Source organism: Rhodococcus sp. MS16, from assembly GCF_013277795.1.
In the GTDB taxonomy this organism is placed as follows: Bacteria; Actinomycetota; Actinomycetes; order Mycobacteriales; family Mycobacteriaceae; genus Rhodococcus_F; species Rhodococcus_F globerula.
The window spans coordinates 32,325-57,713 of the sequence record NZ_VBTM01000020.1; the positions used below are offsets into that span (position 1 = coordinate 32,325).

At 62.1% G+C, this 25,389-nt stretch carries 25 protein-coding genes; 11 read left to right on the forward strand and 14 right to left on the reverse strand.

The annotated features are described in order from the left end of the window. Positions 1-1,350, forward strand: a complete 1,350-nt coding sequence (locus tag FEZ60_RS29685) for a protein kinase (protein WP_033235332.1) — start codon at positions 1-3, stop codon at positions 1,348-1,350. Further along, positions 1,347-3,278: a Stk1 family PASTA domain-containing Ser/Thr kinase gene (gene pknB, locus FEZ60_RS29690; RefSeq protein WP_033235331.1), complete on the forward strand. Its 1,932-nt coding sequence runs from the start codon at positions 1,347-1,349 to the stop codon at positions 3,276-3,278. The genes FEZ60_RS29685 and pknB overlap by 4 nt, the downstream gene beginning before the upstream one ends. A gap of 15 nt (positions 3,279-3,293) precedes the next feature. Here pknB and FEZ60_RS29695 read toward each other — a convergent pair whose 3' ends face one another. Continuing rightward, complete coding sequence (locus FEZ60_RS29695) at positions 3,294-3,965, reverse strand: aminodeoxychorismate/anthranilate synthase component II (protein ID WP_172937736.1); 672 nt, start codon at positions 3,963-3,965, stop codon at positions 3,294-3,296. Between the two features lie 22 nt (positions 3,966-3,987). After that, positions 3,988-4,629 (reverse strand): DUF881 domain-containing protein, encoded by a 642-nt coding sequence (locus tag FEZ60_RS29700; RefSeq protein ID WP_080711785.1) that lies wholly within the window; start codon positions 4,627-4,629, stop codon positions 3,988-3,990. A gap of 222 nt (positions 4,630-4,851) precedes the next feature. Here FEZ60_RS29700 and crgA point away from each other — a divergent pair, with 222 nt between their 5' ends. The 3 genes from crgA (at position 4,852) to FEZ60_RS29715 (ending at position 6,311) form a co-directional block, all read left to right on the forward strand. Then, entirely contained in the window at positions 4,852-5,115 is a 264-nt protein-coding gene (gene crgA, locus FEZ60_RS29705; protein ID WP_033235329.1) for a cell division protein CrgA, read from the forward strand. Positions 5,116-5,222: 107 nt separating this feature from the next. Next, the gene (locus tag FEZ60_RS29710) at positions 5,223-5,714 is read left to right on the forward strand and encodes a PH domain-containing protein (protein ID WP_172937737.1); all 492 of its coding nucleotides are present in this window, start codon (positions 5,223-5,225) and stop codon (positions 5,712-5,714) included. A 9-nt stretch (positions 5,715-5,723) separates the two neighbouring features. Next, entirely contained in the window at positions 5,724-6,311 is a 588-nt protein-coding gene (locus FEZ60_RS29715) for a TetR/AcrR family transcriptional regulator (RefSeq protein ID WP_172937738.1), read from the forward strand. Here the strand turns inward: FEZ60_RS29715 and FEZ60_RS29720 are convergent. After that, the gene (locus FEZ60_RS29720) at positions 6,304-7,152 is read right to left on the reverse strand and encodes a TauD/TfdA family dioxygenase (RefSeq protein ID WP_172937739.1); all 849 of its coding nucleotides are present in this window, start codon (positions 7,150-7,152) and stop codon (positions 6,304-6,306) included. The genes FEZ60_RS29715 and FEZ60_RS29720 overlap by 8 nt on opposite strands. A gap of 107 nt (positions 7,153-7,259) precedes the next feature. Beyond that, on the reverse strand, positions 7,260-8,660 hold the full coding sequence (locus FEZ60_RS29725; protein WP_045066097.1) for an FAD-linked oxidase C-terminal domain-containing protein: 1,401 nt from the start codon (positions 8,658-8,660) through the stop codon (positions 7,260-7,262). Between the two features lie 97 nt (positions 8,661-8,757). On the opposite strand from FEZ60_RS29725, the gene FEZ60_RS29730 reads away from it, so the two are divergent. After that, positions 8,758-10,623, forward strand: coding sequence for a GAF domain-containing protein (locus tag FEZ60_RS29730; RefSeq protein ID WP_172937740.1), 1,866 nt, complete (start codon positions 8,758-8,760; stop codon positions 10,621-10,623). Here the strand turns inward: FEZ60_RS29730 and FEZ60_RS29735 are convergent. The 8 genes from FEZ60_RS29735 to FEZ60_RS29770 all read right to left on the reverse strand — a co-directional run bounded on the left by FEZ60_RS29735 (position 10,614) and on the right by FEZ60_RS29770 (position 17,904). Continuing rightward, a complete protein-coding gene (locus tag FEZ60_RS29735; RefSeq protein ID WP_045066093.1) occupies positions 10,614-11,957 on the reverse strand; it encodes an MFS transporter in 1,344 nt (447 codons plus the stop codon). The genes FEZ60_RS29730 and FEZ60_RS29735 overlap by 10 nt on opposite strands. Before the next feature lie 132 nt (positions 11,958-12,089). Beyond that, complete coding sequence (locus FEZ60_RS29740; RefSeq protein ID WP_045066090.1) at positions 12,090-13,043, reverse strand: rhomboid family intramembrane serine protease; 954 nt, start codon at positions 13,041-13,043, stop codon at positions 12,090-12,092. Between the two features lie 17 nt (positions 13,044-13,060). Then, positions 13,061-13,588, reverse strand: a complete 528-nt coding sequence (locus FEZ60_RS29745) for a peptidylprolyl isomerase (protein ID WP_033235424.1) — start codon at positions 13,586-13,588, stop codon at positions 13,061-13,063. Positions 13,589-13,683: 95 nt separating this feature from the next. Then, the gene (locus tag FEZ60_RS29750) at positions 13,684-13,872 is read right to left on the reverse strand and encodes a hypothetical protein (RefSeq protein WP_155276690.1); all 189 of its coding nucleotides are present in this window, start codon (positions 13,870-13,872) and stop codon (positions 13,684-13,686) included. 69 nt (positions 13,873-13,941) lie between these two features. Next, on the reverse strand, positions 13,942-15,339 hold the full coding sequence (gene hydA / locus FEZ60_RS29755; protein WP_172937741.1) for a dihydropyrimidinase: 1,398 nt from the start codon (positions 15,337-15,339) through the stop codon (positions 13,942-13,944). Further along, complete coding sequence (locus FEZ60_RS29760) at positions 15,336-15,722, reverse strand: gamma-glutamylcyclotransferase (RefSeq protein ID WP_033235322.1); 387 nt, start codon at positions 15,720-15,722, stop codon at positions 15,336-15,338. Before FEZ60_RS29760 ends, hydA begins: the two co-directional genes overlap by 4 nt. Positions 15,723-15,755: 33 nt before the next feature. Next, positions 15,756-16,946, reverse strand: coding sequence for an FAD-dependent oxidoreductase (locus tag FEZ60_RS29765; protein ID WP_242484909.1), 1,191 nt, complete (start codon positions 16,944-16,946; stop codon positions 15,756-15,758). Then, complete coding sequence (locus FEZ60_RS29770; protein ID WP_033235321.1) at positions 16,936-17,904, reverse strand: dihydrodipicolinate synthase family protein; 969 nt, start codon at positions 17,902-17,904, stop codon at positions 16,936-16,938. The genes FEZ60_RS29765 and FEZ60_RS29770 overlap by 11 nt, the downstream gene beginning before the upstream one ends. Positions 17,905-18,062: 158 nt before the next feature. Here FEZ60_RS29770 and FEZ60_RS29775 point away from each other — a divergent pair, with 158 nt between their 5' ends. The 5 genes from FEZ60_RS29775 (at position 18,063) to FEZ60_RS29795 (ending at position 22,181) form a co-directional block, all read left to right on the forward strand. Then, on the forward strand, positions 18,063-19,085 hold the full coding sequence (locus tag FEZ60_RS29775; protein ID WP_033235320.1) for a LacI family DNA-binding transcriptional regulator: 1,023 nt from the start codon (positions 18,063-18,065) through the stop codon (positions 19,083-19,085). Between the two features lie 218 nt (positions 19,086-19,303). After that, positions 19,304-20,164 carry an ABC transporter substrate-binding protein gene (locus FEZ60_RS29780; protein ID WP_033235319.1) on the forward strand — a complete coding sequence of 287 codons (861 nt, stop codon included), beginning with the start codon at positions 19,304-19,306 and terminating at the stop codon, positions 20,162-20,164. A gap of 53 nt (positions 20,165-20,217) precedes the next feature. Then, the gene (locus FEZ60_RS29785) at positions 20,218-20,958 is read left to right on the forward strand and encodes an amino acid ABC transporter permease (protein ID WP_033235318.1); all 741 of its coding nucleotides are present in this window, start codon (positions 20,218-20,220) and stop codon (positions 20,956-20,958) included. After that, positions 20,955-21,740 carry an amino acid ABC transporter ATP-binding protein gene (locus FEZ60_RS29790; RefSeq protein ID WP_033235317.1) on the forward strand — a complete coding sequence of 262 codons (786 nt, stop codon included), beginning with the start codon at positions 20,955-20,957 and terminating at the stop codon, positions 21,738-21,740. The genes FEZ60_RS29785 and FEZ60_RS29790 overlap by 4 nt, the downstream gene beginning before the upstream one ends. Positions 21,741-21,752: 12 nt before the next feature. Beyond that, on the forward strand, positions 21,753-22,181 hold the full coding sequence (locus FEZ60_RS29795; protein WP_033235316.1) for a hypothetical protein: 429 nt from the start codon (positions 21,753-21,755) through the stop codon (positions 22,179-22,181). Positions 22,182-22,245: 64 nt separating this feature from the next. Here FEZ60_RS29795 and FEZ60_RS29800 read toward each other — a convergent pair whose 3' ends face one another. Next, a complete protein-coding gene (locus FEZ60_RS29800) occupies positions 22,246-23,523 on the reverse strand; it encodes a lipase family protein (protein ID WP_045066077.1) in 1,278 nt (425 codons plus the stop codon). A 128-nt stretch (positions 23,524-23,651) separates the two neighbouring features. Next, on the reverse strand, positions 23,652-25,319 hold the full coding sequence (locus FEZ60_RS29805; protein WP_033235315.1) for an alpha/beta-hydrolase family protein: 1,668 nt from the start codon (positions 25,317-25,319) through the stop codon (positions 23,652-23,654). Positions 25,320-25,389 lie beyond the last annotated feature (70 nt).

The window sequence follows — 25,389 nt, forward strand, 5'->3', positions numbered from 1 at the left end:
ATGGCGTTGAACAATGGCGCTTTGATCGCCGATCGTTACCGACTGAACCGTCTCATCGCCACCGGCGGTATGGGGCAGGTCTGGGAAGCCACGGATTCCCGGCTCAATCGACGCGTTGCCGTCAAGGTACTCAAGTCCGAGTTCTCGTCCGATCCGGAGTTCTTGGAACGTTTCCGGTTCGAGGCGCGCACCACAGCGCAGCTGAATCATCCTGGCATTGCCGGTATTTACGATTACGGCGAGACTCGGGACAGCTCAGGCGATTCCACTGCCTACCTGGTGATGGAACTGGTCAACGGCGAACCGCTCAATGCCGTGTTGGCGCGCGTCGGCCGCCTTGCGGTTCCGCATGCGCTGGACATGCTCGAGCAGACCGGTCGGGCGCTGCAGGTTGCGCACGATGCAGGTGTGGTGCACCGGGACGTCAAGCCGGGCAACATCCTCATCACACCCGCAGGTCAGGTCAAGATCACCGATTTCGGTATCGCGAAGGCCGTCGAGAGCGCGCCTGTCACGCGCACCGGAATGGTGATGGGCACCGCCCAGTACATCGCTCCCGAGCAGGCCCTCGGGCAGGACGCCACGTCGGCCAGTGACGTGTACTCGCTGGGAATCGTTGGTTACGAAGCACTTTCAGGCCGTCGCCCGTTCACCGGCGACGGCGCTTTGACCGTCGCAATGAAGCATGTCCAGGAGATTCCGGCTCCGATGCCGGCCGACCTGGCGCCCAACATCCGCGAACTCATCGACATCACGTTGACCAAGGACCCGGCCGGTCGCTACGCAAACGGTGGCGAATTCGCCGACGCCGTCGCAGCCGTCCGCGCTGGAAGACGTCCGCCGCCACCAGGATTGGGCCAGGGCGGCACGCTGCCGCCGACGGGCGCCACTCAGATAATGCCCCCGACCGCCGGCTACGCGGGTCCGGCCGCGATGGCCGCTGACGATGCGGCCGCAGCAGGTGGACTGACCAGTGGCCAGAAGGCGATGGCGTGGGCCGGCGGTGGATTGATCGCTCTGGCGTTGATCATCGGCGGCGTGTGGATCGCGACGGACGGACCTGACAATTCCTCGCCGGCCGTCGTGACGTCGTCGACAACCACGCGTCCCACGACGACAACAACGCGGCCGACGACAACAACGACGCGTCCCACCACCACCACAACCGTCGAGCCGACCACCACGACAACGCGGCCGACGACAACAACGACCGAGCCGACCACCACGACAACAACGGTGCCGACTACGACGACCACCACCGAGCCGACCACCACAACGACCACAACCACCACGACAACTACAACCACCACGACAAACGCTGCAGAAGAACCGCTAGGACAAGACGAATGACGACACCTCGTAATCTCTCCTCCCGATACGAGCTGGGTGAGATTCTCGGCTTCGGTGGAATGTCCGAGGTTCATCTGGCACGCGACCTCCGCCTCAGCCGAGATGTAGCCATCAAGGTCCTGCGGGCCGACCTCGCGCGTGACCCTACGTTCTACCTGCGGTTCCGTCGTGAGGCACACAATGCTGCCGCACTGAATCACCCGGCGATCGTGGCCGTCTACGACACCGGTGAGGCCGAGACCGACGCGGGACCGCTGCCGTACATCGTGATGGAGTACGTCGACGGCGATACCCTGCGTGACATCGTGCGCAGCAACGGCCCGATGGCGCCGCGTCATGCGATGGAAGTGATCGCGGACGTCTGCGCCGCACTCGACTTCAGTCACCGCAACGGCATCGTCCACCGTGACGTCAAGCCGGCCAACATCATGATCAACCGCGCCGGCGCCGTGAAGGTGATGGACTTCGGTATCGCCCGAGCAATCTCCGACGCGTCCAGCCCGATGACGCAGACGGCTGCCGTGATCGGCACCGCCCAGTACCTCTCACCCGAGCAAGCTCGCGGCGAGCAGGTCGACGCACGTTCGGACGTCTACTCGCTCGGCTGTGTGCTGTACGAGGTCCTGACCGGTCAGCCGCCGTTCTCCGGCGACTCTCCCGTTGCCGTGGCGTACCAGCATGTCCGTGAGGATCCGCCGACGCCGTCGGAGATCAACCCCGACATTCCGCGCGAGCTGGATTCGATCATCCTCAAGGCGATGAGCAAGAACCCCGCCAACCGTTACCAGAGCGCGGGCGACATGCGAAGCGATCTGGTTCGGGTGCTTGGCGGCCAGCGTCCGAGCGCGCCGATGGTGATGAACGACGAGGATCGCACCACGATTCTCGGTGCCGTCGGCAGCGAGACCGGAAATCTCCGCACCGCAGCTGATCCCGTTGCTCCCGTCACCACCGCCGCCGCGAGTAGGCGGGCACCGGAGCCGCCGGCCAAGAAGAAAGGTCTGCGCTACGCGTTGATGGGCTTCGCCGCCGTCATCGTCATCGCGTTGATCGGTGCCTTCCTGTGGCAGGTGAACTCGCCGAAGACGGAAACCGTCGCCGTGCCGACTGGCCTGACCAATCAGCCCGCCGATTCCGCGGAGGCGACTCTCCGCAACGCCGGCTTCAACGTCGAGCGGCAGAACAAGACCGACAAGGTTGTTGCGCCGGGCAATGTGATCACCACGCGCCCGGTCGGCGGAGTCAACCTCGAAAAGGGCAGCACCGTCACGCTCGACGTCTCCACCGGACCGGAACAGGTCGCCATCCCGCGCTTGACCGGATTGAGCCAGGACGACGCCGAACGCAAACTCACCGCCATCGGCCTGCGACTCGATCCCACGATCGGTCAGGCCGCGTCGACGATCGCCGAGGTGGACAAGGTTGTCGGTCAAGATCCGGCGGTCGGGGTTTCGGTTGTTCTCGATTCGGCTGTCTCGATCACCGTCGGTTCCGGTCCCGAACAGGTCCGCGTTCCCGATGTCACTGGCCAGCGTGAAGAGGTGGCGCGACCCAACATCGAAGGTGCCGGATTTGTCGTTCAGATAACCGAGATCGACTCAGGCCTGCCTGCAGGCCAGGTCGTCTCCACTGATCCCGTCGGTGGAACGTCTGCCACCAAGGGCTCGACGGTGACGCTCCGGGTGTCAAACGGCAACAAGATCGCGATTCCCGATCTCACCAACAAGACCGTCTCCGAAGCGTTGACCACGCTGCGTGCCGCCGGTTGGGCGGGAACGGCCGGCCAGTTGGTGCAGACGCAGACCACCACACTGATACCGGAAATGGTCGGCAAGATTCTCTCGCAGACTCAGCCCGCCGGGTCCGAGATCTCCAAGGACGCGGTCGTCACGGTCAGTGTGGGAGCGTTGGGAATTCCCAACCGATAGGTCAGAGTCGGTAAATCAGAGTATTGCCGGCAGGGCTCCACCGAGCGCCGACGCGACCTCAGCTTCGAGGGCCGCGACAAGCGCTTCCGGTGGAGCCTCGCCGCATACCGTCAACCAGTTGGCCAGCATCCGATGCCCACCCTGTGTGAGGACGGATTCGGGGTGGAACTGCACGCAGTGAATGGGAAGTTCGCGGTGGCGCATCGCCATCACGACGCCACTCTCGGTGTGCGCGGTGATTTCCAGTTCGTCGGGAATGGTGTCCTCGAGGACCGTCAGCGAGTGGTAGCGCGTCGCAGTGAACGGATTGGGCAAACCGGCCAGAACGCCGACGTTCGTGTGAAGAACCTTGCTCGTTTTTCCGTGCAACAACTCCGGTGCACGATCCACGGTGGCTCCGAAAGCCGCGCCGATCGCCTGATGGCCGAGGCAGACACCGAGCACCGGCGTCTTGGTATCGGCGCACACCTTCACCAGGTCCATGGTCACTCCCGCGCGCTGCGGAGTGCCGGGGCCGGGGCTCAGGAGAATGCCGTCGAACTGCTCTGCAGCCGCATGAAGCCCGCCCGGAGCGGTCAGTCGCGGATCGTCGTTACGCCACACCACGGCTTCGGTTCCGAGCTGACCCAGGTACTGAACCAGGTTGAACACAAAGCTGTCGTAGTTGTCGACGACGAGAATCCTCATAGGAGCAGGGTAAACGCCCGAGCTAACCGCCGGTGTACGCGGGCACTGTGATCTCGCCCGAACTCGCCTGCGTGTAGCCGAGGCCGAATCTGGTGGCGTACTGCTTGAACACCCGAATTCCCGGTTCACCGGCCAACGCCGCCTCGAGCTGTTCGGTGTTGCCGATCGCTCGCATCACGTACGGCGGGCTGTACGTCCGACCATGCAGGAGCAGAGTGTTGCCGATACACCGCGGCGCCGACGTGTTCACGATTCGCTGGTCCTGCATCCCGACCGCTTCGGCTCCGCCCGCCCACAGAGCGTTCAGGACACTCTGGACGTCCTGCTGATGGACCACAAGGTCGTCCGGGGTGGCGTCGACGGGATACTTGCCATCCGCATTACGCGGAGCGTCGGTCATGGTGACGACTACACCGGGACCGGTCATGGCCGTCAGACCCGCGTCGACGGCCATCGCGTCGAGTTGCGCAAGCGCCTCGGCAACGCCGTCGTCGGACCGCGCGGCCTCCACTTGCAGTTCATTCAGTTGCGCCGAGAGTTCGTCGCGCGTCGAGGAGATACCGTCGGCGTTTGCCTGTGCGCTGCGCACAAGATCGGAGAGCCTGGTGCTGTCGGTGACCTGAAGCTGATTTTCTTCGGCCGAACGCGAAGCGGTGGCGACCATCAGTCCCGCCACGAGGCAGACAACAAGGACACCGACGCGCCAGAAGGTGCGTGACCCGGTGTTGCGTGACCCGGTGGACCTGACGGTTTGTCCCACGTCACTCTCCTAGTTCCTGTCCTGGTTCTTCCTCTGTCATGCCCAGTCGGCCCGTGACCGGCCGGACCCAGCTACGTTAGCGTGTAGGTACACATATGCAGGTCACACCGTAAGAGCGAGGACGTTATGCCCAAGTCGAAGGTACGCAAGAAGAACGACTACACGATCAACCCGGCGAACCGCACTCCGGTCAAGGTGAAGATGGGTCCGTCGAGCACGTTGTACGTGTCGGTGATGCTCGGTTTCATGCTTGTCGGATTGGCATGGTTGATTGTGTATTACTTGGCCGCAGATTCGATCACATGGATGAACGACTTGGGAGCGTACAACTTCCTGATCGGCTTCGGTTTCATGGTTGTCGGACTCATCATGACCATGAAATGGCGTTGACCTGCGCGTTCCCGATTTAGTCCTGATCGTGACCGGCTTTCAATTACATGGGTGTCATTCATCCCCAGTGTGGATAACTCCTGTGGACAACCTAGGAAGTTATCCACATGCTCGAGGATGAATTTCATCCACAGCCTCGTGACAACGGCTCGAACGTAGTCTCGTGGGCCACTCCGATGGGTGCTGTCTACGCGATGTTCGCGGGTGGAATCGCGCTTGCGATCGCCGCGATCGTGGTGCCGACGGAGACTGCCGGACGGTTCCTTCTCGCCCTTGCCGTGATCGGATTGTTCGTGATGGCCGGGCTCGCCCTGAAGCAGCGTCCGCGACTCGCCGTGATCGACGACAACGGCACCCCAGCTATCGCCGTGCAGCGTCTACTAGCGCGCCACGTGTTTCCCCGGCCACAGATCGACCGGGTGCGCCTGGTGCGCTACCCGCGTCTGAGTCGACGCGTCCCCATGCTCGAGATCGACATCGTGGACCGTGCGACCGACACCGAGAAACTGTTGATCTTCGGACGCTGGGATCTGGGCACCAACCCCGAGGATGTCCTCGAGGTGCTCACAGTCCACGGCTTGGTGCCGCCCGAGAAGTAGAGTCGAGCGGTGAGTAGTCCGGAGAGCGCAGAGCGCGATCGCCTTCTCGACCTAGCTGCCGACTACGTGCTCGAGTTCGGCGTCTCCTCTGCAACGCTCCGCGGGTTGAGCCGCGCCCTCGGCTCCAACAATCGCATGCTGCTGTACTACTTCGGGAGCAAGGCCGGTTTGCTCCTCGAGGCACTACGCCGCGCCGGGCTTCGCTTTTCCGGAATAGCCCACCTCCTCGATCTGATCCGCGATTCCGAGATCCCCATCGCGGACCGTCTCCACGGCGCGTGGGACATCCTCGCCGACCCCGAACTTGTTGCCTACCATCGGCTCTTCTTCGAACTCTTCGGAGTGGCCGCATTCGATTCGGAGCAGTACCGACCACTCCTCGAGGGCGTCGCAAACGAGTGGGCCGACGAAACCGCCCGTGCTATAGCCGAAACCGGCGTCGACGCTGAACTTGCCGAAACTCTGGGACACGAAATCGTCGCCGCGTGGCGCGGGTTCCAGATGACGCTGATCGGCGGTGGGGACAGCACACTGGTCGATCGCGCCGCTCGGCATCTGACGGAGTCGATCATCGCTGCTGCGGAACCGATTACATAGCCAGCGCCGCAAGGTCCGGTTGGACGATGTCGAGGGCCTGCTGCGGAACCGCGACGGCTTCGGTCGACCATCCCCAGATCGAGTACAACTCACGGTTCGGATCGGTGTATCCGTCACGGCCGTGCAGCACGCGGTAGTTGTCGATGCAGATCATCTCGCCGGCCTCGGCGCGGAACATCGGTCCACTGTCGCGCACGTGAGTCACCGTCTCGCTCCATTTACGGACCATCGGCCACTGCGCATCTTCGGATTCACCCTCGATCGGCGCGAGGAAGGGGTGGTATCTCGCCTGCTCACGACCACTGGCAACCGTCCTGGCGATGGGCGAGAACGTGGACTGCTGAAAGTTCGGTTCGGAATGGTCGATGTCCACGCTCCAGCAGAAGTCCGCGAGCTCCGCCGTGGACGGATCCAGTGCTAGCAGTCTGGTGAGCTTGACCGCATCGATCAGGAACGAATCTCCACCACTGGGAAGCGCCGGCTGTTTGCACCACAGGAACAGATAATCGGGCGCGTAGTCGCCAAAGGCAAAGCCGTCGTTGTGTGCCGTCATACGGTCCGGCGACATGTCGAAATACCGCTTGCGGCCACGCTTGTCCACCGGCTGCTCGTCGACAACAGCAGCTTCCGCGTCCTGGCTGCGAGCTGTTGCCTCGAACTGGCGTCCGACGCGAATGTACTTGTCACCGAGTAGCTTCGACGCAAACGCAATGGCGTCGGCTTCCGTATGCAGTCCGCCGAACACCGCGGCGCCGTCAAGCGCGATGGCTGCCCGAACTGCCGCCACGGTGTCCACGCGCCGGGGAACGACACTGGCCGTGGTCAGTTGAGAAGAGAACATTCGTGACTCCCTACGTCGAGTTGAACCAAGTGGTTCAACTTCAGAGTAGGGAGGTGGGATTTCGCCGATGTAACTCCGGAAATCGATTCGGTTACGACTGGCGGCGCTCAGATCACCTTGCCGGGGTTCATAATTCCGTGCGGATCCAGAGCATTCTTGATCGCGTGGTGCATCGCGACCACGGCCGGCGAGAGTTCCTGGGCCAGACCACCCATCTTGAGGAGGCCGACGCCGTGCTCACCGGTGACGGTTCCACCCAACTCGAGGGCGTTGTCGATGATCTCGGCAAAAGCGGCCTGGGCACGCGCACGGGCCGCCTCGTCGTCGTGCGGCGTGATCAACAAGGGGTGCAGGTTGCCGTCACCGGCGTGAGCGATATTCGCGATGTGGGTGTCGTGCCGAGCCGAGATCTGTTCGATGCGGGCCAACATTTCCGGAACCGCGGCCTTCGGGACGCAGATGTCCTCGGTCAGCACTGGGCCCAGTCGCTCGAGCGCCGGATACGCGAGACGACGAGCCGAGAACAGCGCGTCGGCTTCTTCCTGGTCAGTGGAGCGGGCACTCCACGTAGCGCCGGAACGGTTGAAACACGCCAACATTCGTTCGGCTTCGGCGTCGCCGATCTCACCGGGAGTGTCGATCCGTCCGAGGAGCACCACCTCGGCATCGGCGGAGAGGCCCATGTTCTTCCACGCGTCGACGGCCAGCAGGCATTGCCGATCGATCAGTTCGAGGGCTGACGGTGTGAGACCTTCTGCGGCAACGGCTTCGACAGCTTTGCCGGCGGCAACAATGGAGTCGAAGTAGCCGACGATGGTGCGTTCGGGATCGCGCTGAGGGCGAAGTTTCACGGTTACCTCGGTGATCACGCCGAGAGTGCCCTCCGATCCCACCATAAGTGCCGAAAGATCGAATCCTGCAACACCTTTGGCTGTGCGACGCCCAAGGCGAACGAGTTCGCCGGTGCCGGTGACCACCTGCATCCCCAACACGTAGTCCTTGGTGACGCCGTATTTGACGCAGCACAGACCGCCCGCGTTGGTCGCGACGTTACCGCCGATAGTCGACCACGGGGCGCTGGCCGGGTCCGGCGGGTACCAGAGGCCTTGCTCGGCGCAGGCCTCACGCAGGTGATCGTTGACCACGCCGGGTTCAACGACAGCCAACCGCTCGAGAGTGTTGATCTCCTTGATGGCGTTCATCGCGTCGAAGGCAATCACTACACCACCGGAGACGGCATTGGCTCCACCGGACAGCCCCGTTCCGGCGCCACGCGTCACCACCGGCGCACCGTGCGCGATGCAGGCGCGGACAACGGCCTGGACCTGCTCCGCAGTGCGAGGACGCACAACGGCAACAGGCATGGCGTACGGAGCCCATTCGGCATCATCGTGCGCGTAGCTCGCCATGATGTCCGGATCGACGATCAAGCGATCCGCATCGATCTGCGAGCCGATCGCCTCGAGGAGCGCGGCGGAATCGACGGTGGCCTGATCAAGCGGAGTCATAATTCCACGATAGTGACACCCGAAATGCCAGCCCATGTAGATTTACTCCAGGAAATCGGCGAATGCATGGGCTATTTCTCCATGCACGGGAGTGACAATGCACGAACAATGGCTACAGATGCTCCTGACCGAGGCATCAACGGATGAACTGATTGCTCATCGTGATCAACTCGCCGAGGCCGCACCTCTTGGCGCGGTTCACGACATCGAACAGGCCGCACGATCCGCTCTCCAACTGCGCAGCCTCCTCGCCCAGCGCCGCCAGCGCGCCACCGAACTGTCCGCTCTCAACGACATCGCAACACTGTTGACCACGATGCACGACCATCACGCGCTACTGCAGGAAATCGTAGACCAGGCAAAACGACTCCTGGGAGTAGATCTCTCGTACCTCGCGCTCATTCACGGCGACATCCTGATCATCGAAGTGACCAGCGGCGCGTATACGTCACAGCTACTCGGACTCACCGTCCCGTTCCGCGAAGGCCTCATCGGACGCGTTGTCGAAAACTCCTCTCCCGCATGGACACCGGACTACCGCAATGATCCGTCGTTTGCGCACATCGGCCCCGCCGACGACGCCGCTCGAGCCGAGAACATGCGCGGACTGCTGGCCGTTCCATTGCAGGTGGACGGCAAGATCCTGGGCGCGTTGTGTGCCTGTAAGCGCCAGGAGCGACGCTTCGGCAACGAGGAGGTTGCACTACTGTCCGCACTTGCCGCTCATGCGTCGGTGGCTATCGAGAATGCTCGCCTCCTCGAGCAGTACCGCGCGACGGTCGCGGAAGTCAACGCCGCCAATACCGAACTTGCCAAGCGCACAGCACTTCTCGAACAGACTCTGACGTGGGACCGCTCGCTGACCCAAGTTGTGTTGCGCGGCGGAGGAGTTCGCGAACTGGTGCAGGAGGCATCGTCGTCGACGCGATGCCCGGTGTTCTTCGTGACCGGCCCGGCCGAAATCCCGTCAGGACTGCAGCACCTGCGTGGCACTGTGGTGCGCGCCTTCGAAATTCTGGCCGCAGATCGACGTGAACAAGCGCTGACTCTGATCGACGGTGATCAGTTCCTGTTTGCCGTCGAGGTCCGCAGCGCCGGGGATCGCCTCGGCGTGCTGTTCCTGACTTCACGCCAAGATCCTACTGCGGCAATGCGATTGGTTCTCGAACGCTCGGCCCCGGCCGTAGCGCTGGCGCTGGTCGGCGAACGTGCGGCCCGGGAAGCCACCCGCCGCGCCCGCGACGCGTTCCTGGTCGACCTCATCACCCGGCCGGCACCGACGCCGTCCGAGGTGACGGGGCAGTTCCGGCTGGCCGGTCTCAATCCGGACCGCTCGTACACCGTGGTGGTGGCCCGCCCTGCCGACGCCGTCGAACGAACGCGTCGGAGCATCGAGGAGATCACCTTTCCTCCGGGAACCGTTGTTGCCGAACATGGTTCCCGCGTCATTGCCATGATTCCGGGGATGACACCCGCCGAGGTCGCTGCCACCTGGGTACAACCACCTGAGAATCCCACCGTCGGTATCGCCGATCCAGCCGTCGGCGGAGAAGGTCTGGCGCGGGCATACGTGGAGGCACAGCGCACCGTCGACGTTCTCGAGACTCTGGGCCGAGAGTCACAGGTCGAGGCCGCGAGTTCGCTCGGCATTTATCGAATCCTGCTCAGCCGCACCGGCCGAGACGAACTGGAAATGCTGACGCAGCGCTCCCTGGGGCCGCTCCTCGAGGAGGAAACCCGGCGCGGTGTTCCGTTGCTGGACACCCTTGCGTCGTACCTGGCTCACAACTGCCGGCACTCCGCGACGGCAACTGCCCTCGCGATCCACGCGAACACCCTGTATCAACGACTCGAATCCATCGACCGATTGATCGGCGCCGAATGGCGTCAGCCGGACCAGGCGCTCGATCTTGCGCTCCTGATCCGGCTGCGTGCCGGTGCGGGGAAGCTCGGTCAAATCTGAGCAGGATTGTCCGATCGCTTTGCCAACATCACAACAAGGGTTGCAGCACAGAGCATCACGCCGCCCACCACCCACAGGCCCGCCTTGGCGTTTCCGGTCACATCGGTGAGCCATCCCGTGATGTACGGAGCGCCGAAGCCCGACGCGTTGCCGATGGAGTTGATCATCGCGATACCGGCGGCCGCACTCGCTCCCGTGAGGAACGTGGTGGGCAGATACCAGAAGACCGGCAGCGCGCACAGTACGCCCACAGCGGTGAGCGATACGGCGATCATGACGGTGAACGGCGAATCCAGGTACAGCGCAATCGGAATAGAGACGGCACCGAGGAGCGTCGGCGCAGCCACGTGCCACATCCGCTCACCGGTCTTGTCGGAGTGACGGCTCCACAGCACCATCGCCACGGCACCGATTGCGTAGGGAACTGCCACGATCAGGCCGGTCTCCATGAGCGAGAAGTCGGTATCGAATGTCTGCTTGAATCCGGCGACGATGCTGGGCAGGAAGAAACTCAGGGCGTACAGGCCGTACGTGATGCCGAAGTACACCAAACCGAATCCGATAACCCGCGGATCACGCAGTGTCTTGGCGGCCGACTGGTGACCGGCGTCGCCGAGTTCTCGTTCCTCGTCTTCCATCGATCGCATGAGCCACGTGCGCTCTTCCAGGGTCAACCACTTGGCGTCGGCGGGTCGATCGGTGAGATAGAACCACACGACAAACGCCAGGATCACCGCGGGTAAGCCCTCGATCAGATACATCACGCGCCACCCGGCCAGGCCGAACAAGCCGTCGCCGTACTGGATGATCGCAGCGGACAGCGGTGCGCCGAGGGCCGACGACAGGGGAAGTGTCAGCAGGAACAGGCCCATCAAACGAACGCGGTACTTCTTGGGGAACCAGAATGTCAGGTAGAGCAGCACGCCGGGGAAGAAGCCGGCCTCGGCGATACCCAAGAGAATTCGCAGGAAGTAGAGACTTCCCACATTCGGTACAAAGGCCAGAGCCGCGGCCAGAATGCCCCAGGTGAGCATGATGCGCGCGATCCACAAGCGTGCGCCGAAACGGTGGAGGGCCAAGTTACTCGGCACCTCGAACAGGAGATAGCCGACAAAGAAGAGGCCGGACGCGAGCCCGAACATCGTCTCGGTCATGCCGAGGTCGGCGCTCATGGTGAGCTTGGCAAACGCGATGTTCGTACGATCCAGATAGTTCACGAAATAGAGCAGGATCAAGAACGGAATGAGCCGCCTGGCTACCTTCTTCACCACACGAGATTCGATCTCGCTTGGCGCAACTCCACCGTCAGGGGTGGCGCGATCGGTGGAGGTCATTGCGGGTGGTACTCCTAAGAATGGCCGGAAGCATCGCTTCTACTTACGTGACTCGAGCCACAGTAGAATTCATTGCTTCGTCGCACTATGTGGATTATCTCCACAGAAGAAGTACCGCTATGTGCACTATCTCTAGCCGCTGGTGAGGAACAGCCCCTGCTCGCGCAGTTGCACGACGCGCATCACGATGATTCCGATCGTGACCACGGTGACGGCGCCAAAAGCGATCCAGCCGATCCGGACTGCTTTCAGCCGATCTTGACCCGCACCCAACCACTGCGGCACGTACAGGAATGCGGCAGCGGCAGCAGCGCCTGCCAGCAGACCACCCGCGTGTCCCCAGAACGAGATGCCTGGCAGCGAAATGCTGATGATCACATTGATCGCGATCACCGAGATGATCGGGACCGGGCTACGACGCAGACGCAACAACAGAACGGCCTGCGCGCCCATGATGCCGAAGATCGCACCCGAAGCACCCGCGGTCCACGACAGCGACGTCACCGACGCAAAGACCGGTTGAAACGCCATCACCGACGCGCTGCCGCCGACCAGCGACACGAGATAGATGCTGATGTACCGGGAGCGGCCCATCACGATCTCCGTGTCGCGGCCCAGGATGTAGAGCGCATACATGTTGACGGCCAGATGCAGGATTCCGAAGTGCAGGAATCCCGACCCGATCAGACGGAACCACTCGCCGCCCGCAACCAGTGCGGGGTTGAGGGCCCAGTTGGCGAAGATCGACGAATCGACCTGATTGTTCATGATGCTGCGCGACTGCACGAGCGTCGCCAGGAACGCCAGGACGTTGAGGCCCATGAGCGTGTACGTCACGACCGGCACCGGCCGCGCCTGCGTCACGGTATTACCCGCGACGCCACGCACGGGTCGAACATCGCGTTGACCGGCAGCTACACAGTCAACACATTGGTAGCCCACCGCAGCCTCACGGAGGCAATCGGGGCACGCCGGGCGGCCGCAACGATTGCAGGAGAGAGCAGTGGGTCGATCTGGATGGCGGACGCACCGCGGTTGGGGCGGGAGGCCCTCACTCGCACCGCCGCCCCAACCGGGGTTAGTCATCTTCGTTGTTTACCTGTTCAGGAGATGGTGATGCTGTTGATGACGACCGGCTCGACCGGGCGATCGGAGCGATCGACCGCGGTGGAGGAGATAGCGTCGACAACCTTGCGCGACTCGTCGTCGAGAACCTCACCGAAGATGGTGTGGCGACGGTTCAGGTGCGGCGTCGGGCCGGTGGTGATGAAGAACTGCGATCCGTTGGTGCCCGGGCCGGCATTAGCCATGGCGAGCAGGTAGGAGCGGTCGAACTGCAGTTCCGGGTGGAACTCGTCGCCGAACTGGTAACCCGGGCCGCCACGGCCGGTTCCGGTGGGGTCGCCACCCTGGATCATGAAACCGTCGATGACGCGGTGGAAGACTGCGCCGTCGTAGAACGGTCCGGTCTTGGCGCCGGATGCGTTCTCGGTGGAGTATTCCTTCGAGCCGTCGGCCAGGCCGACGAAGTTCTCGACGGTCTTCGGCGCATGGTTGCCGAACAGAGCGATCTTGATGTCGCCGCGGTTCGTGTGCAGCGTTGCGGTTGCGGTCTGATGAGTTGAAGTCACCACCCCATCGTGCCATTGTCTGGCTTCCGATGGATGTGAGGCTGCCAAACCGGGGCAAAAGCCAGCGTTCAGGCTTTCCCAGGCGATCGCCAGTTTCACGGAACCTCGTTACCAGGGAGCGCTGGAATCATTCGAGATGCGCACATCAGCGCAATCACCAACGAAAGGCACACACCATGGACCTGAGCTACCTGACTGATCTTTTCGGCGCCTTCACCGATCTCTTCAGCGCCCTCGATTTCTTCAGCGGATCGCTCGGCTGACACCACACCTGCACTGACCACGCGCTGTTGAACTGTGGGGCTGCGCTCCCGCCCGACTGTGGCTCCACAGCTCAACTACCGCAACAAGATCTAACACATCGACGTGAAATCCAGCGGCGCGGCGGGTAGATGGCGTCCCCGTGGAGTGTCGTCCACCAGAATCCCGTCATGGACGACGACGTGACCACCGACAACAACGGTCACCGGCTTTCCGCGCAGCCGCCGACCTTCGTAGGGCGTGTAGTCGGTGGCCATGTGCAGGTCGGCGTCCGAGACGGTCCATTCCAGATCCGGGTCCCAGATAGCTACATCGGCATCGGAACCCGGCATGATCGAACCCTTGCGCGGATAGAGCCCATTGGTGCGAGCCGGATTGGCAGCCGTCAACTGCACAAAACGACTCGGCGACAGACCGTTGGCCGCAACAAACTTCGAGAATACGACGGGCAGGCGAGTCTCGACGCCAGGCAAGCCGTTCGGCATATGACGAACATCGTGGCGGTGTTGACGCTTCTGAACGGTGTCGTAGCAGCAGTGATCGGAACCGATGGTCGTGATGTGACCGGTGAAGAGGTGCTTACCCAATCCGTCGACGGTACCGCGTGAACGCAGCGGTGGGCAGCACACAAATCGTTCCGGTTCTGAGCCTTGGTACTCCGAATCATCCAGTGTCACATGATGTGCCACGACCTCGGTGAAGGCTACCAACCCACGCTTGCGAGCATCGGCAACCAGTTCGACAGCCGCCGCCGACGATTGATGCACAAAGTACACCGGCGCCCGTTGCGATTCCGCAATAGCCAATACTGCTGCTACCGAGGCTGTTTCAGCTAATTCCGGACGCGTGGTCGCCATCCCGGCCGCATCGATGTGCCCACAACTGGCGGCGGCATTCTGCGCGTCACCGACAATGGCGTCCGATTCGCAGTGAATGATCACCATGCCACCAAGATCACGCGTGGTTTGCATGGTGCGCAGAATGGTGTGTTCGTCGGCCATCGACTCGCCGGCATAGGTCGTGAACATCTTGACCGTGCGGATTCCGGCGGCAGCCATCGTAGCCAGTTGATCGGCCGTCGTGTCGTCCCATTCGACAACACATCCGTGCAGAGCCGAATCACACAGACCCTCAGTAGATTTGGTTCGGAGCTTGTCCGCCGCATCCAGCGGATCCTGACCCGGCCTAGGTATCGCAAAATCGATGATCGTAGTGGTGCCGCCGAACACTGCGGCGGTGGTGCATTCGGCGTAGGAATCGAGCGACGTGAATTCACCCGACGTGAACCCGACGTGGCAGTGCGGATCCACCCCACCCGGCATAACCAGCTTCCCCGTAGCGTCGAGCACCGTCGCACCGTCCGGAATCAGCCCGCCCGGCTCTACTATTGCGATGATTTTGCCGTCGCGCATCACCAGATCGGCAAGCCCGCTCCACGACGACTCCACCAGCGTTCCGCCCCGCACAACAGTGAGTGGGGAGGTGGTCACGACTTACTCGCAAGGTACGCACGCCAGCCGCCGCGGTCGCTGATGTCCACCACCTCGGGACGATCCAGCCACTCGGCCCGCATGCGCATGGACAACGACCCTCGTCCGTCGGCAAGAAGAATCACGCCCAGTTCCAACTCCTCCGGCTCACGGGGCAGCAGTTCGAGTCGAAGGAGGTCGTAGTCGACCTCGTACAGCTCACCGGGCACGGTGAATCCACCTTCGGCCACCGGGTGCAATCCGGGGAATTCGTCTCGCACGGAGAAGAACTGGTAGTTCGGCGCGGTATCGGCCGCACCCAGGAACGTCGCCCCTGCCAGCGCGTCGTTCAGTGTTCCGCCGGACAGTGCTTGCCCGTTCACGAACATCGTCACGGTTGCCATTCTTGTCTCCTCTAGTTTCGAATAACGTTGGTATCAGTGCGAGGCGGTCAGTCGCGCCGGCCCGAAGGAAGTGACATCGACAGCCGGTTCCTTGCCCTGGACCAGAGCTGTGAGGACGTCGGCCCACAGCGACGCAAAGGTGAACGAGTATGTTCCACCCGCAACAAAAACGCCTGGTGCACTCTCGAGTTCACCGATGATCGGCAATTCGTCCGGTGTGGTCACAACCGGGCCGGTCCAGACGTCGGACAGCTCGATCTCACCGAGGCCCGGCATCAACCGCCCAGTCTGGGCGAGATTGCCCGCGATGCTCTCCTCGCGGATCGGTGCCGCACCTGCAGTCCGGAACTGTCCTGCGGGCCATCCACCGCCGAGCACTATGCGATTGCGCCTGTCCTGCTTGATCGAAATACCCTCACCGACGTGCTGTACCAACACATTCAAGGTTTCGGGCGGGGCGGCAAGGGTGTGCATTTGCAGCGACAGAGCCCGCAGTTCCAGTTGCACGTCGACCATCGCGGCGACCTCTGCCATCCACGGACCCGCAGCATTGACCACGTGGGGTGCCTGCCACGTCCCCTTCGCGGTACTGACGTTCCAGGATTCACCGATCCGCTCGATTGCCGTGACCTTGGTATCGGTAGCCAGCTGCGCACCACGAGCGACCGCTTCCGCCAGGAGAGCCGGGCCCGCGATATCGGGTTCCGCGTAACCGTCCAAGCCGCACCAGCTGGCACCGGCAATGGTCGATCCGAGTAACGGAAGCTCTTGGCGTACTTCGTCACCGGTGAGAAGACGGGTCGGAATTCCAACTTCCCGTTCCCATTCGTGCTTCTGTACCAGAGCGGCACACTGCTCCTCGGTCTCGGCAACCATGTAACCGCCGCAGCGGACCAGGCCGACACCGCCGGGAACATCGTGCTCGAGCTGATCCCACAACTGACTCGCCGCTAGCTGCAGTGGAAGCAGACGACGCACATCCAGTGCCACACCCTGACCGGGTCGGCGCGTGTGAATCGTCTGAATGTGCAAATTTCCGGCCGTCGTTCCCGATCCGGCGCAATTGGGTACCGACCGATCAAGCACCACGACGCGGAAGCCTGCATCGGTCAGTCGAAATGCCGCTGCAGCTCCCACAATTCCGGCACCGATGATCACGACATCGACCTCGCTGGTCATGAACTCGGTTGGCATGAGCTCGGTTGGCACGGGCTCAGTGGACATGTGTGAACTCCTTCGACGTATGTGCGCTGGCTTCGGCTATGCCGGATCGATCGATGATCGACTGCAGGGCTTCGATGATGCTCGGGTCGGTGACCGGCAGCAGCGGTTCCCGCACGTGACCGCCTGGCTGCCCCAGCAGGTTCATGACCGCTTTGAGCTGGGGAATCGGTGACGCGTGAATGCCGCTGTAGTCACCGTTGATCAGCGCACCGGACAGTGCGCGGTAACGGTCGGCCCATTCCTGCGCTGCCGCAGCATCTTTTGCGGCAACAGCGCGATAGAAGGGGACACTGAAGGGAGCGCCGACGCCACCGCCGTCGATGTTGCCGTCACCACCGAGTTCGAGAAGCGCGGCCAGTCCGCGGCGATGCAGGAAACTACCGAAAATCCTTACCTGCGAAGAGAACTGCTCGACGGTGTCGAGCATGCTCAGCCAATCGCCGGTGCTATCCTTGATCGCCACCACATTCTCTAGATCCGCGATGCGGGCGAATAATCCGGGAATCTTACCCATGTCCACCGAGACCCCGCGCGGCCAGTTGTACGCCATGAACGGTAGATCTGTTGCTGTGGAAACACTTTCGTAGTACGCAACCGTTTCGTCGGCCGACGTGTGAACGTACGGCGGCGGGGTCGCAAGAATTCCGTCCGCACCGGTGCCGGCCGCGTGCTTCGCGAGTCGCCGTGATTCGTCAGCCGTGTATGCGCTCACTCCGATCAGCACGGGGAAGCGACCACTCACGGCGCTCACTGCCACCTCGGCGACAAGTTTGCGCTCGGCATGGGTCTGGGAAAACCACTCACCGGTGCTGCCGTTGATCAGAACTCCGTCGACGCCCATACGTGCGTAGAGATCCATGAGCTCGGCAAATGCATCGACATCCACCGCTCCAGCAGCGTCGAACGGGGTGGGAGACGCGGGCCAATAGCCCGACCAAGCGACATCGTCGCGATTCATAGAAGTAGACCTCTCGATGGAGATGCACAGACTGTGCGAATGGGATCGATTCCATACATTGCTCCGAACCGGTAAAATCGTCAAGCCAGGAAACAGACTCGTAACACGGGCATAGTCGAATGAAGCAACCACGCAGTCAATGAAGCCAAGAGGACACGATGACAGTCACCCTGATCGATGTCGCAAACGCCGCCGGTGTTTCGCGAAGCACTGCATCACGCGCATTGAGTGGATCGGCGTTGATCTCTCCGCAGACCAGGGCGGCCGTGCAGGAAGCCGCGCGCAAGCTGCAGTACCGCCCCAATCGCGCCGCGAGCGCGCTGCGCTCCCGGCGGTCACACCTCATCGGTCTCGTGATGAACAACCTGCTCAACGCGTCGTTCCACACGGTCGCCGAAGTAGTGCAGAAAAGAGCGTCGGACAAGGGTTTTCAAGTCATCCTCTGCATCACAGACGCTGATGTGTCGCGTGAACGTGACGTGCTCGAGATGCTGGCCGAGCACGGCGTGGACGGGACGATCGTGATCGGTAGCGGCCGTAACGCCACCGCGACCAACGACCTGCTCTCGGGAAGCGCCGTCGTCAACCTCATTCGGACTGTGGAAGGCAGCAAAGCACCCAACGTTCTTGCCGACGACATCGACGGTGCCATGTTCGCTACCCGTCATCTACTCGCACTCGGCCACCGCAACATCGGCTATATCGGCGGCACCGACGACGCGACGTCCGGCCGTGAACGGTTCGAGGGATACCGCCGCGCGCTGGCAGAGTACGGCGTCGAGGTGGATGAATCACTGGTCAGAAAAGGCTCTTTCACAACGTATTTCGGAGCCGAGGCAATAGGTTCCCTGCTCGATCACGCGCCGAAGATGACTGCGTTGTACGCCGCCAACCACGAAGCGGTTTTCGGCATCCTTCCCACCCTCGTCGGCCGTGGCGTGAGCATTCCGAACGAGTTGTCCCTGGTGTGCCACGAGGACATGCCGTGGCTAGAGATGTGGCAACCCGCGATCACCACGATTGACAACGGTGCAGTACAACTGGCCAATGTCGCAATGGATCTTCTTTTCCAGCAAATAGATTCGGGGAAACTCGGCAAAGAAGACCATGGCCGTACCTACCGGATCGGCTCGACGCTGATCGACCGAAATTCCTGCGCGCCACATGACGGAGGTCACTGAAAACAGCAACGATCGTGGCGCACGACACGCTGTTTCGTTAACAGTTCGTTTCGTCGGTATCTCTCGCGTTAACGGCGTTGACCCTTCATCAATCGCGTGCCAAGCTCAGTGCAATCGATCCCATGAAACTGATTCGGACGATTCAGAGCCTCCCCAAAATGTGCTTTGGAGCCCGAAAAAATGTAGGCGGAAGCCACTCCCGAAAGGCAACTCGAAAAATGCGCAGAATCCTCGCAGTCGCAGCCGCCACCGCTTTGGCAGCCACCCTCACAGCCTGTGGATCGGGAAGCGACGACACTGCCGCTCCCACCGACTGCACCCCCACACTGGGATCATCGGACCTCGCAGAAGAAGGCACCCTCACCATCGCCACCAACGCCACGCTCCCACCGATGCAGTACGTGGACGAGTCAGGCAAGGTCGTCGGAATGCGCGTTGACCTGGGCAAGGAGATCGCGAACCGCCTGTGCCTGCGCGCCGACTTCGTCAACATCGAGTTCGACGCCCAGATCCCCGGCGTGCAGAGCGGCCGTTGGGACATGATCGACACCGGGATGTTCTACACACCAGCTCGCGCCGAGACCATCTCGCTCGTTCCCTACGAGGTTCAGGCGGTCTCCGTCTCGGTACCGGCAGGAAACCCCGAGTCCATCTCGTCCGTCGACGATCTGGCCGGTAAGACCATCGCCGTCGAGGCACCGGGATACGAGTTCGACACGCTCAACGCATTGAACGAGACATTCAGCGCCGCCGGCAAGCCGACCATGAACGTGCAAACCTTCAAGACGAATGCTGATGCTTACCAAGCACTTTCGGCAGGACAAGCGGACGGGGCGGCGATCGTGAGCTCGGTAACCTCCTTCTACCAGAAGGACGGCCGCTTCGAGACGGGCGTCGACGGCATCAACAACTCACCCTTGGCCCTCGGATTCTCCCAAGGCAGCAAAACTGCCGTCGAGGTGGCGCGCGTCCTCACCGACATGCGTGCCGACGGCTACCTCCCCGCTCTGTTCGAGGAATACGGCGTCGACGGTTACGACGGCGATATCTCCGTCAGTACCGGCCCGCTGCAGCCCTGAGCTCCGCTCATCTTCAATGCTGAGCTCCGCTCATCTAGCCGAAAGGTAACCCCATGTGGTCCTGGGATGCATTCTTCTCGATCTTGACCAGTAAGCAGCTGCTCGAGGGCGCATGGGTCACCATCTGGCTCACTGTCGTCAGCATGGTTCTCGGCCTGATGCTGGCCGTCGTCGTTGCTGCGGCACGCTCCTCCCGCTGGTGGATTCTGCGGGCAATTGTCGGCTTCTACGTGTGGTTGATGCGCGGCACTCCCCTACTGGTGCAATTGGTCATCATCTATACCGGCTTGCCTCAGGTGGGAATCAAGCTCGGAGTCATCGAGTCCGCCCTACTCGGGCTTGTTCTCAACGAAGCCGCCTACCTGTCCGAGATCGTCCGGTCCGGACTGATGTCGGTGCCGGCCGGTCAGACCGAGGCGGCCCGGGCGCTGGGCATGTCGCCGTTCAAGGTATTCCGAGTTGTAGTGCTACCCCAGGCATTTCGCGTCATGATTCCTCCGCTGGGCAACAGCTTCAACGGATTGCTCAAGACCACAACCTTGGTATCGGTCATCTCGGTCCAAGAGTTGTTGCGGCGCACACAGTTTCTGGTACAGGTCAACTTCCGAGTACTCGAAGGCCTGTGCGCGGCGGCTCTGTACTTCCTCGTCCTGACCACTGCCTGGGGAATGATTCAGCGTGTACTCGAAGCCCGCGCCGGCCGGGGATACGACCGTAACTACAAGCGCAAGAACACTTCCGGCGATGCAAAAGTCGCCGAGTCGGCTCAGCTAGCGGAAGCAGTGAACAGATGACCACCACCGACATTGCCGCCGCCACAACGGTTGTTCGCGTCGAGAACATGATCAAGTCCTTCAACGACGTCCGGGTACTCGACGGCATCGATTTCAGCGTCGCCGAGGGCGAAGTTGTACTGCTGCTCGGACCGTCCGGTAGCGGCAAGAGCACCCTCCTGCGCACCCTCAACTGCCTCGAGATCATCGACTCAGGGATCGTCGAAGTATGTGGCGAATCGATGGGCTACGTCGACAGCAACGGCAAACGGCGCTTGCGCAGCGAAGCACAGATCGCGAAACAACGGCAGGGCACGGGGATGGTGTTCCAGAATTTCAACCTCTTCCCGATGATGACCGCCGTGGAGAACGTCGCAGCCGGCCCACGTCACGTACAGGGAGTACCGAAGGACGAAGCCCAGGCGCAGGCGCGCGAACTCCTCGCCCTGGTCGGGTTATCCGACAAAGCCGAGAACTACCCCTCCCAGCTCTCCGGCGGACAACAACAACGCGTGGCCATCGCCCGAGCACTGGCCATGAAGCCGAGCGTCATGCTTTTCGACGAGCCGACCTCGGCGCTCGACCCGGAAATGGTCAAGGAGGTGCTTGACGTGATGGTCCGGCTTCGCGACGAAGGTATGACCATGGTGGTGGTCACCCATGAAATGGCATTTGCCCGCGCTGCCGCGGATCGCATCGTTTTCATGAGTGACGGCAAGATCGTCGAAGACGCTGCTCCGGATCAATTCTTCGACAACCCTCGGAATCCTCGCACCCGGGCGTTCCTGGGGCAGATCCTGTGACAAAGTGGAGTCATGACACGAGTGACCGAGTCCCTCAGCAGCCAGCTTCCCGACACGTTCGACCAGGCCGTGGCCCGCGTCGAAGACTCTTTCGAGGAAACAGCAACCCGCATCAAGGAATCTGACGCAGCCGACAACGCCCGTCGCATCGCCGCTGTTGTCGCCACGGCAACTGCCCGTGGCGCCGGACAGCTCGGCCTGTTCCTGGGCCGTCAGAGCGCTGTTCTCGCCAAGAAGGGCGTGGAGTGTGCAAAGTCCCTCCCCGCCAAGTCAGCGGCGCGTGCAGAGCGTGAACCGAAGCCGCGTGGACGTAAGCGCATCGGCCTGTTCGTCATTGCCGGTGTGGCTGTGATCGGTGGAGCTGTTTTCTACAAGAGCCGCCACCGCGAGCACCCGCCGGTGGCGTCGGCTCCGCCGCGAGTTGACGAACAGACTGCGTAGATCTTGAAGCAAAGAGGCCCGGAACACAGTGTGTTCCGGGCCTCTCTTCGTTGGTGAGCGCCGGTCAGCAGTTCGACGGCGCCGGAACGTTGTTGAACCGATCGATCATGTAGCCGATGGATTCCGGTGTTCCCGTGATGTACGGGGCTAGATGGCCCAGTGCAACACCCGGAGCGACAGAGGGCAGCTCGTTGACGGAGAACTGCACCGTCGCGCCGTTGCTGCACCATTCCCGCGCGAGTTCCTGTCCCTGGCCGAACGGCACGATGTCGTCAGCTCGCCCGTGCTGGATCAGGACCGGCGACGTCGGCGTCAGGTTGCCGATCTTCTGTTCTGCCAGGATCCCCTGTGCAACGGGCAAGCGATCGAGCACAACCGACAACGATTCGCCCGATTTCGTGAACTCAGACGTCTTCTGGAAGGCAAATTGCAGGCCCGTCTCGCCGACGCACTGATTTTTGGTCGCCGCGAGCATCGCGCGTCCACGATCGTTGATTTCCGCGTCGAGTAGCGGCTCCACGTCGGGGTACTGAGCCACGATTCCGTTGAGCGCGTATCCGATCAAGCCGGTGAGAAATGTGCCGTCGATCTGCTCGAGGGTGGCTTCCAGATCAGCCGGAGGAGCGCCCGCGTACGTGCCCTTCAGATCGAGCTCCGGGGCGTACGACGGCTTCAGCTCCGTTGCTGCAGCGGCAGCGCCGCCACCCTGCGAATAACCCCACAGGCCGACGGGCCCGTTGTCGGGAATGCTGGTGTTCGGCAGTTGCTGCGCAGCCCGCACCGAATCGAGGACGGCGTGCGCTTCGGCGGCGCGGTTCACGTACGTGTGGTCGCCCGGCGTTCCCAGCCCGTCGTAGTCGGTGACCACAACGGCAATGCCGTTGAGCAACAACATATTCACCCAGATGGACTCGTAGCCGACCATCACGTCCGTCGGAAACCTGTATTCCAGTCCGGTGTTGAACAGCTTGGACGGGGCACACTGGTCACCTTGTCCGTGAGTACCTACTGCGCTGGCAACCAGTGGACGCGCCCCCTGCCCGGTCCACGGGTTTGTCGGCTCGAGGTACGTGCCGGTGACTGCAACGGGAGCACCAGTGGCGTCTTCGCTGCGGTACATGATCTTGGTGGCGGTAGCCGGCCACGGACCATTCGATCCCGGCACGCTGAGAAGCAAGGGCGTCGGCTCACTGCGAATGAGGTCGCCGTTGTCCCCGGCGGGCAGTTCAGTCGGCGGAGTGTAGAAATCCGCCGGCTCAGCTGCTGCGAACGGCGCCGTTGCAGCACTGACCACCAGTGCTGCAACGGACAGGCCGGCTGCCCACCACATTCGGTTCTTCACGTTCACGTTCTCCCCACGTCGTTTGCACTGTGCTCTGACACACAGTGAACGCAGGGTAACATATACCGCAAAACAAACTTACCGGTAAGGAAAGAACCTTAGAGTCGTTGCTGTACAGCTACTTTCACCTATTTCGTCGGCTCCACATTGTTGGTCAGGAGCGCACGCAACTGCTCGGTGTTCTCCGGCGTCCACGTCGTCGGATGCAAGATGTTGGCCCACATGTCCGCGGCATCTTCGCCGTAGTTGTGCCCATGACCCGACGGAACATCCGCCGAGAACACCATGTCGAGCGTGACCTGCCAGAACGTCACAAGAGGAATCCACGTCATCCCCGGATCGACGTCGCGGCCCTCCGGCTTTTCGCTCAACCAGTCCGGCTTGTTGAGGAGGAGGTCGAACGACCACCACGTGATGGGGTCACTGGCGTGCTGCCAGTAGACGATTCGATCGTCAGCCCAGTCGGCCTCGAGCTCCAAGTCGATCGGATCCGCGGCAAAACGGATCGACTCGCCGCCGTCGATCACGGGAAGAATCTCCCGCGAACCTGAGTCACGATTGTTCGTGATCTCCTGCCACTGCTCCGTGAAGTTGGGTGTGCCCACCCACAAAGCTCCGTCCACGCGCGTCATCATGTCCTGGTCCCCGGCAAAAGCGGCCTGGCCGCCGTACGAACCGAGGCTCTCGCCGAACACGACCAACTCGGGACGCGTCTCCACGGGCAGGTTGATCCACTCCGCAAAAACAGCGTTGAACAACGCGCGGCCGGCAACCATCGGAGTTTCGCGGTCCGCGATGAAGGCCAACGGACTCGGCAGGAACGAGTACTGCATCGACGCAATGGCGGTGTCACCGTCCTCGACATATTCGAACGCCGACGCCACATCCTCGTTGACCCAACCACGACCCGTGGTTGTCACGACGGCCAGAGTTCCGCGGTCGAACCCACCGGTGCGCTTGAGTTCGTCCACAACCCGGTTTGCCACGCCGCGAATCGAATCCGAGGACTCACGCCCGGCATACACGCGGATCGGCTGCTTCGCCTCACGCCCCGTCAGCGCCGTGATCTCCGCCGCGGTGGGGCCACTACCCATGAAGGTGCGCCCTTCCTGCCCCAGCGAGTCCCAGGCTTCCGCAGACATCGGTGAACCACTGCGTTCGGCAATGAGCGGCTGTTCGATACCGTCCGGAGTTTCGGTATCCGCACCAGAGAAGCTCCAGTTCGCGAACGCGATCAACCCGTTGTACAGCGCACCGTTCACGACAAAGACAGCAAGAGCGAGAACCACAACAAGGCTGGCGACCTTCGCCGCTTCCTTCGGGACAAACCGCAATGCGAACTGCGAAAGGCGGTTCGTGGAATGGCGAATGCCCCGCGATGCCTCGAGCAGAATGAACCAGATGAACAGCGAAATGAGCGCAACCAGAAGGTAGTTTGCCGCACTGTCACGCGGCATACCGACAAGTTCACGGACGATCCGCTGCCACCGCGCCCCCAGAATCAAGAAGAGCGGAACCGCGATCACGGCCACCACCGCCATCGTCCGCCACGCGATCTTCTTCGTGCGCTCCGACCACTGCGGTTCGACGCCACACTTACGAACCGTCCACGCGACCAGAGTTCCGATCGCATAACCCATTGCCAGCGAAATGCCCGTCGCAACGCCCTGCAAGTACCACACTCGGGGCAGGAGCGACGGGGTCATCGACCAGGTGAAAAACACCAGTGCAAAGGCAAGGCCGACAGGATGAAGCGTCCCGCAATAGCGGCGTATGCGGTCCCACACAGATCTCATGCGGGAATCGTAAGCGCAGAGCGTCCGATTTCAGGCACCGTACCGCCCAGTCGGCATGCTAATTCTCACG

Coding starts and splice junctions, on each gene's coding strand:
- FEZ60_RS29685 (WP_033235332.1), top strand. CDS start 1: ATGGCGTTGAACAATGGCGCTTTGATCGCCGATCGTTACCGACTGAAC.
- FEZ60_RS29730 (WP_172937740.1), top strand. CDS start 8,758: ATGCACGAACAATGGCTACAGATGCTCCTGACCGAGGCATCAACGGAT.
- pknB (WP_033235331.1), top strand. CDS start 1,347: ATGACGACACCTCGTAATCTCTCCTCCCGATACGAGCTGGGTGAGATT.
- FEZ60_RS29770 (WP_033235321.1), bottom strand. CDS start 17,904: ATGAATCGCGACGATGTCGCTTGGTCGGGCTATTGGCCCGCGTCTCCC.
- FEZ60_RS29765 (WP_242484909.1), bottom strand. CDS start 16,946: ATGTCCACTGAGCCCGTGCCAACCGAGCTCATGCCAACCGAGTTCATG.
- FEZ60_RS29775 (WP_033235320.1), top strand. CDS start 18,063: ATGACAGTCACCCTGATCGATGTCGCAAACGCCGCCGGTGTTTCGCGA.
- FEZ60_RS29710 (WP_172937737.1), top strand. CDS start 5,223: ATGCTCGAGGATGAATTTCATCCACAGCCTCGTGACAACGGCTCGAAC.
- FEZ60_RS29805 (WP_033235315.1), bottom strand. CDS start 25,319: ATGAGATCTGTGTGGGACCGCATACGCCGCTATTGCGGGACGCTTCAT.
- FEZ60_RS29785 (WP_033235318.1), top strand. CDS start 20,218: ATGTGGTCCTGGGATGCATTCTTCTCGATCTTGACCAGTAAGCAGCTG.
- FEZ60_RS29700 (WP_080711785.1), bottom strand. CDS start 4,629: ATGGTCGCCACCGCTTCGCGTTCGGCCGAAGAAAATCAGCTTCAGGTC.
- FEZ60_RS29795 (WP_033235316.1), top strand. CDS start 21,753: ATGACACGAGTGACCGAGTCCCTCAGCAGCCAGCTTCCCGACACGTTC.
- FEZ60_RS29720 (WP_172937739.1), bottom strand. CDS start 7,152: ATGTTCTCTTCTCAACTGACCACGGCCAGTGTCGTTCCCCGGCGCGTG.
- FEZ60_RS29760 (WP_033235322.1), bottom strand. CDS start 15,722: ATGGCAACCGTGACGATGTTCGTGAACGGGCAAGCACTGTCCGGCGGA.
- FEZ60_RS29740 (WP_045066090.1), bottom strand. CDS start 13,043: ATGACTAACCCCGGTTGGGGCGGCGGTGCGAGTGAGGGCCTCCCGCCC.
- FEZ60_RS29735 (WP_045066093.1), bottom strand. CDS start 11,957: ATGACCTCCACCGATCGCGCCACCCCTGACGGTGGAGTTGCGCCAAGC.
- FEZ60_RS29780 (WP_033235319.1), top strand. CDS start 19,304: ATGCGCAGAATCCTCGCAGTCGCAGCCGCCACCGCTTTGGCAGCCACC.
- FEZ60_RS29695 (WP_172937736.1), bottom strand. CDS start 3,965: ATGAGGATTCTCGTCGTCGACAACTACGACAGCTTTGTGTTCAACCTG.
- crgA (WP_033235329.1), top strand. CDS start 4,852: ATGCCCAAGTCGAAGGTACGCAAGAAGAACGACTACACGATCAACCCG.
- FEZ60_RS29790 (WP_033235317.1), top strand. CDS start 20,955: ATGACCACCACCGACATTGCCGCCGCCACAACGGTTGTTCGCGTCGAG.
- FEZ60_RS29725 (WP_045066097.1), bottom strand. CDS start 8,660: ATGACTCCGCTTGATCAGGCCACCGTCGATTCCGCCGCGCTCCTCGAG.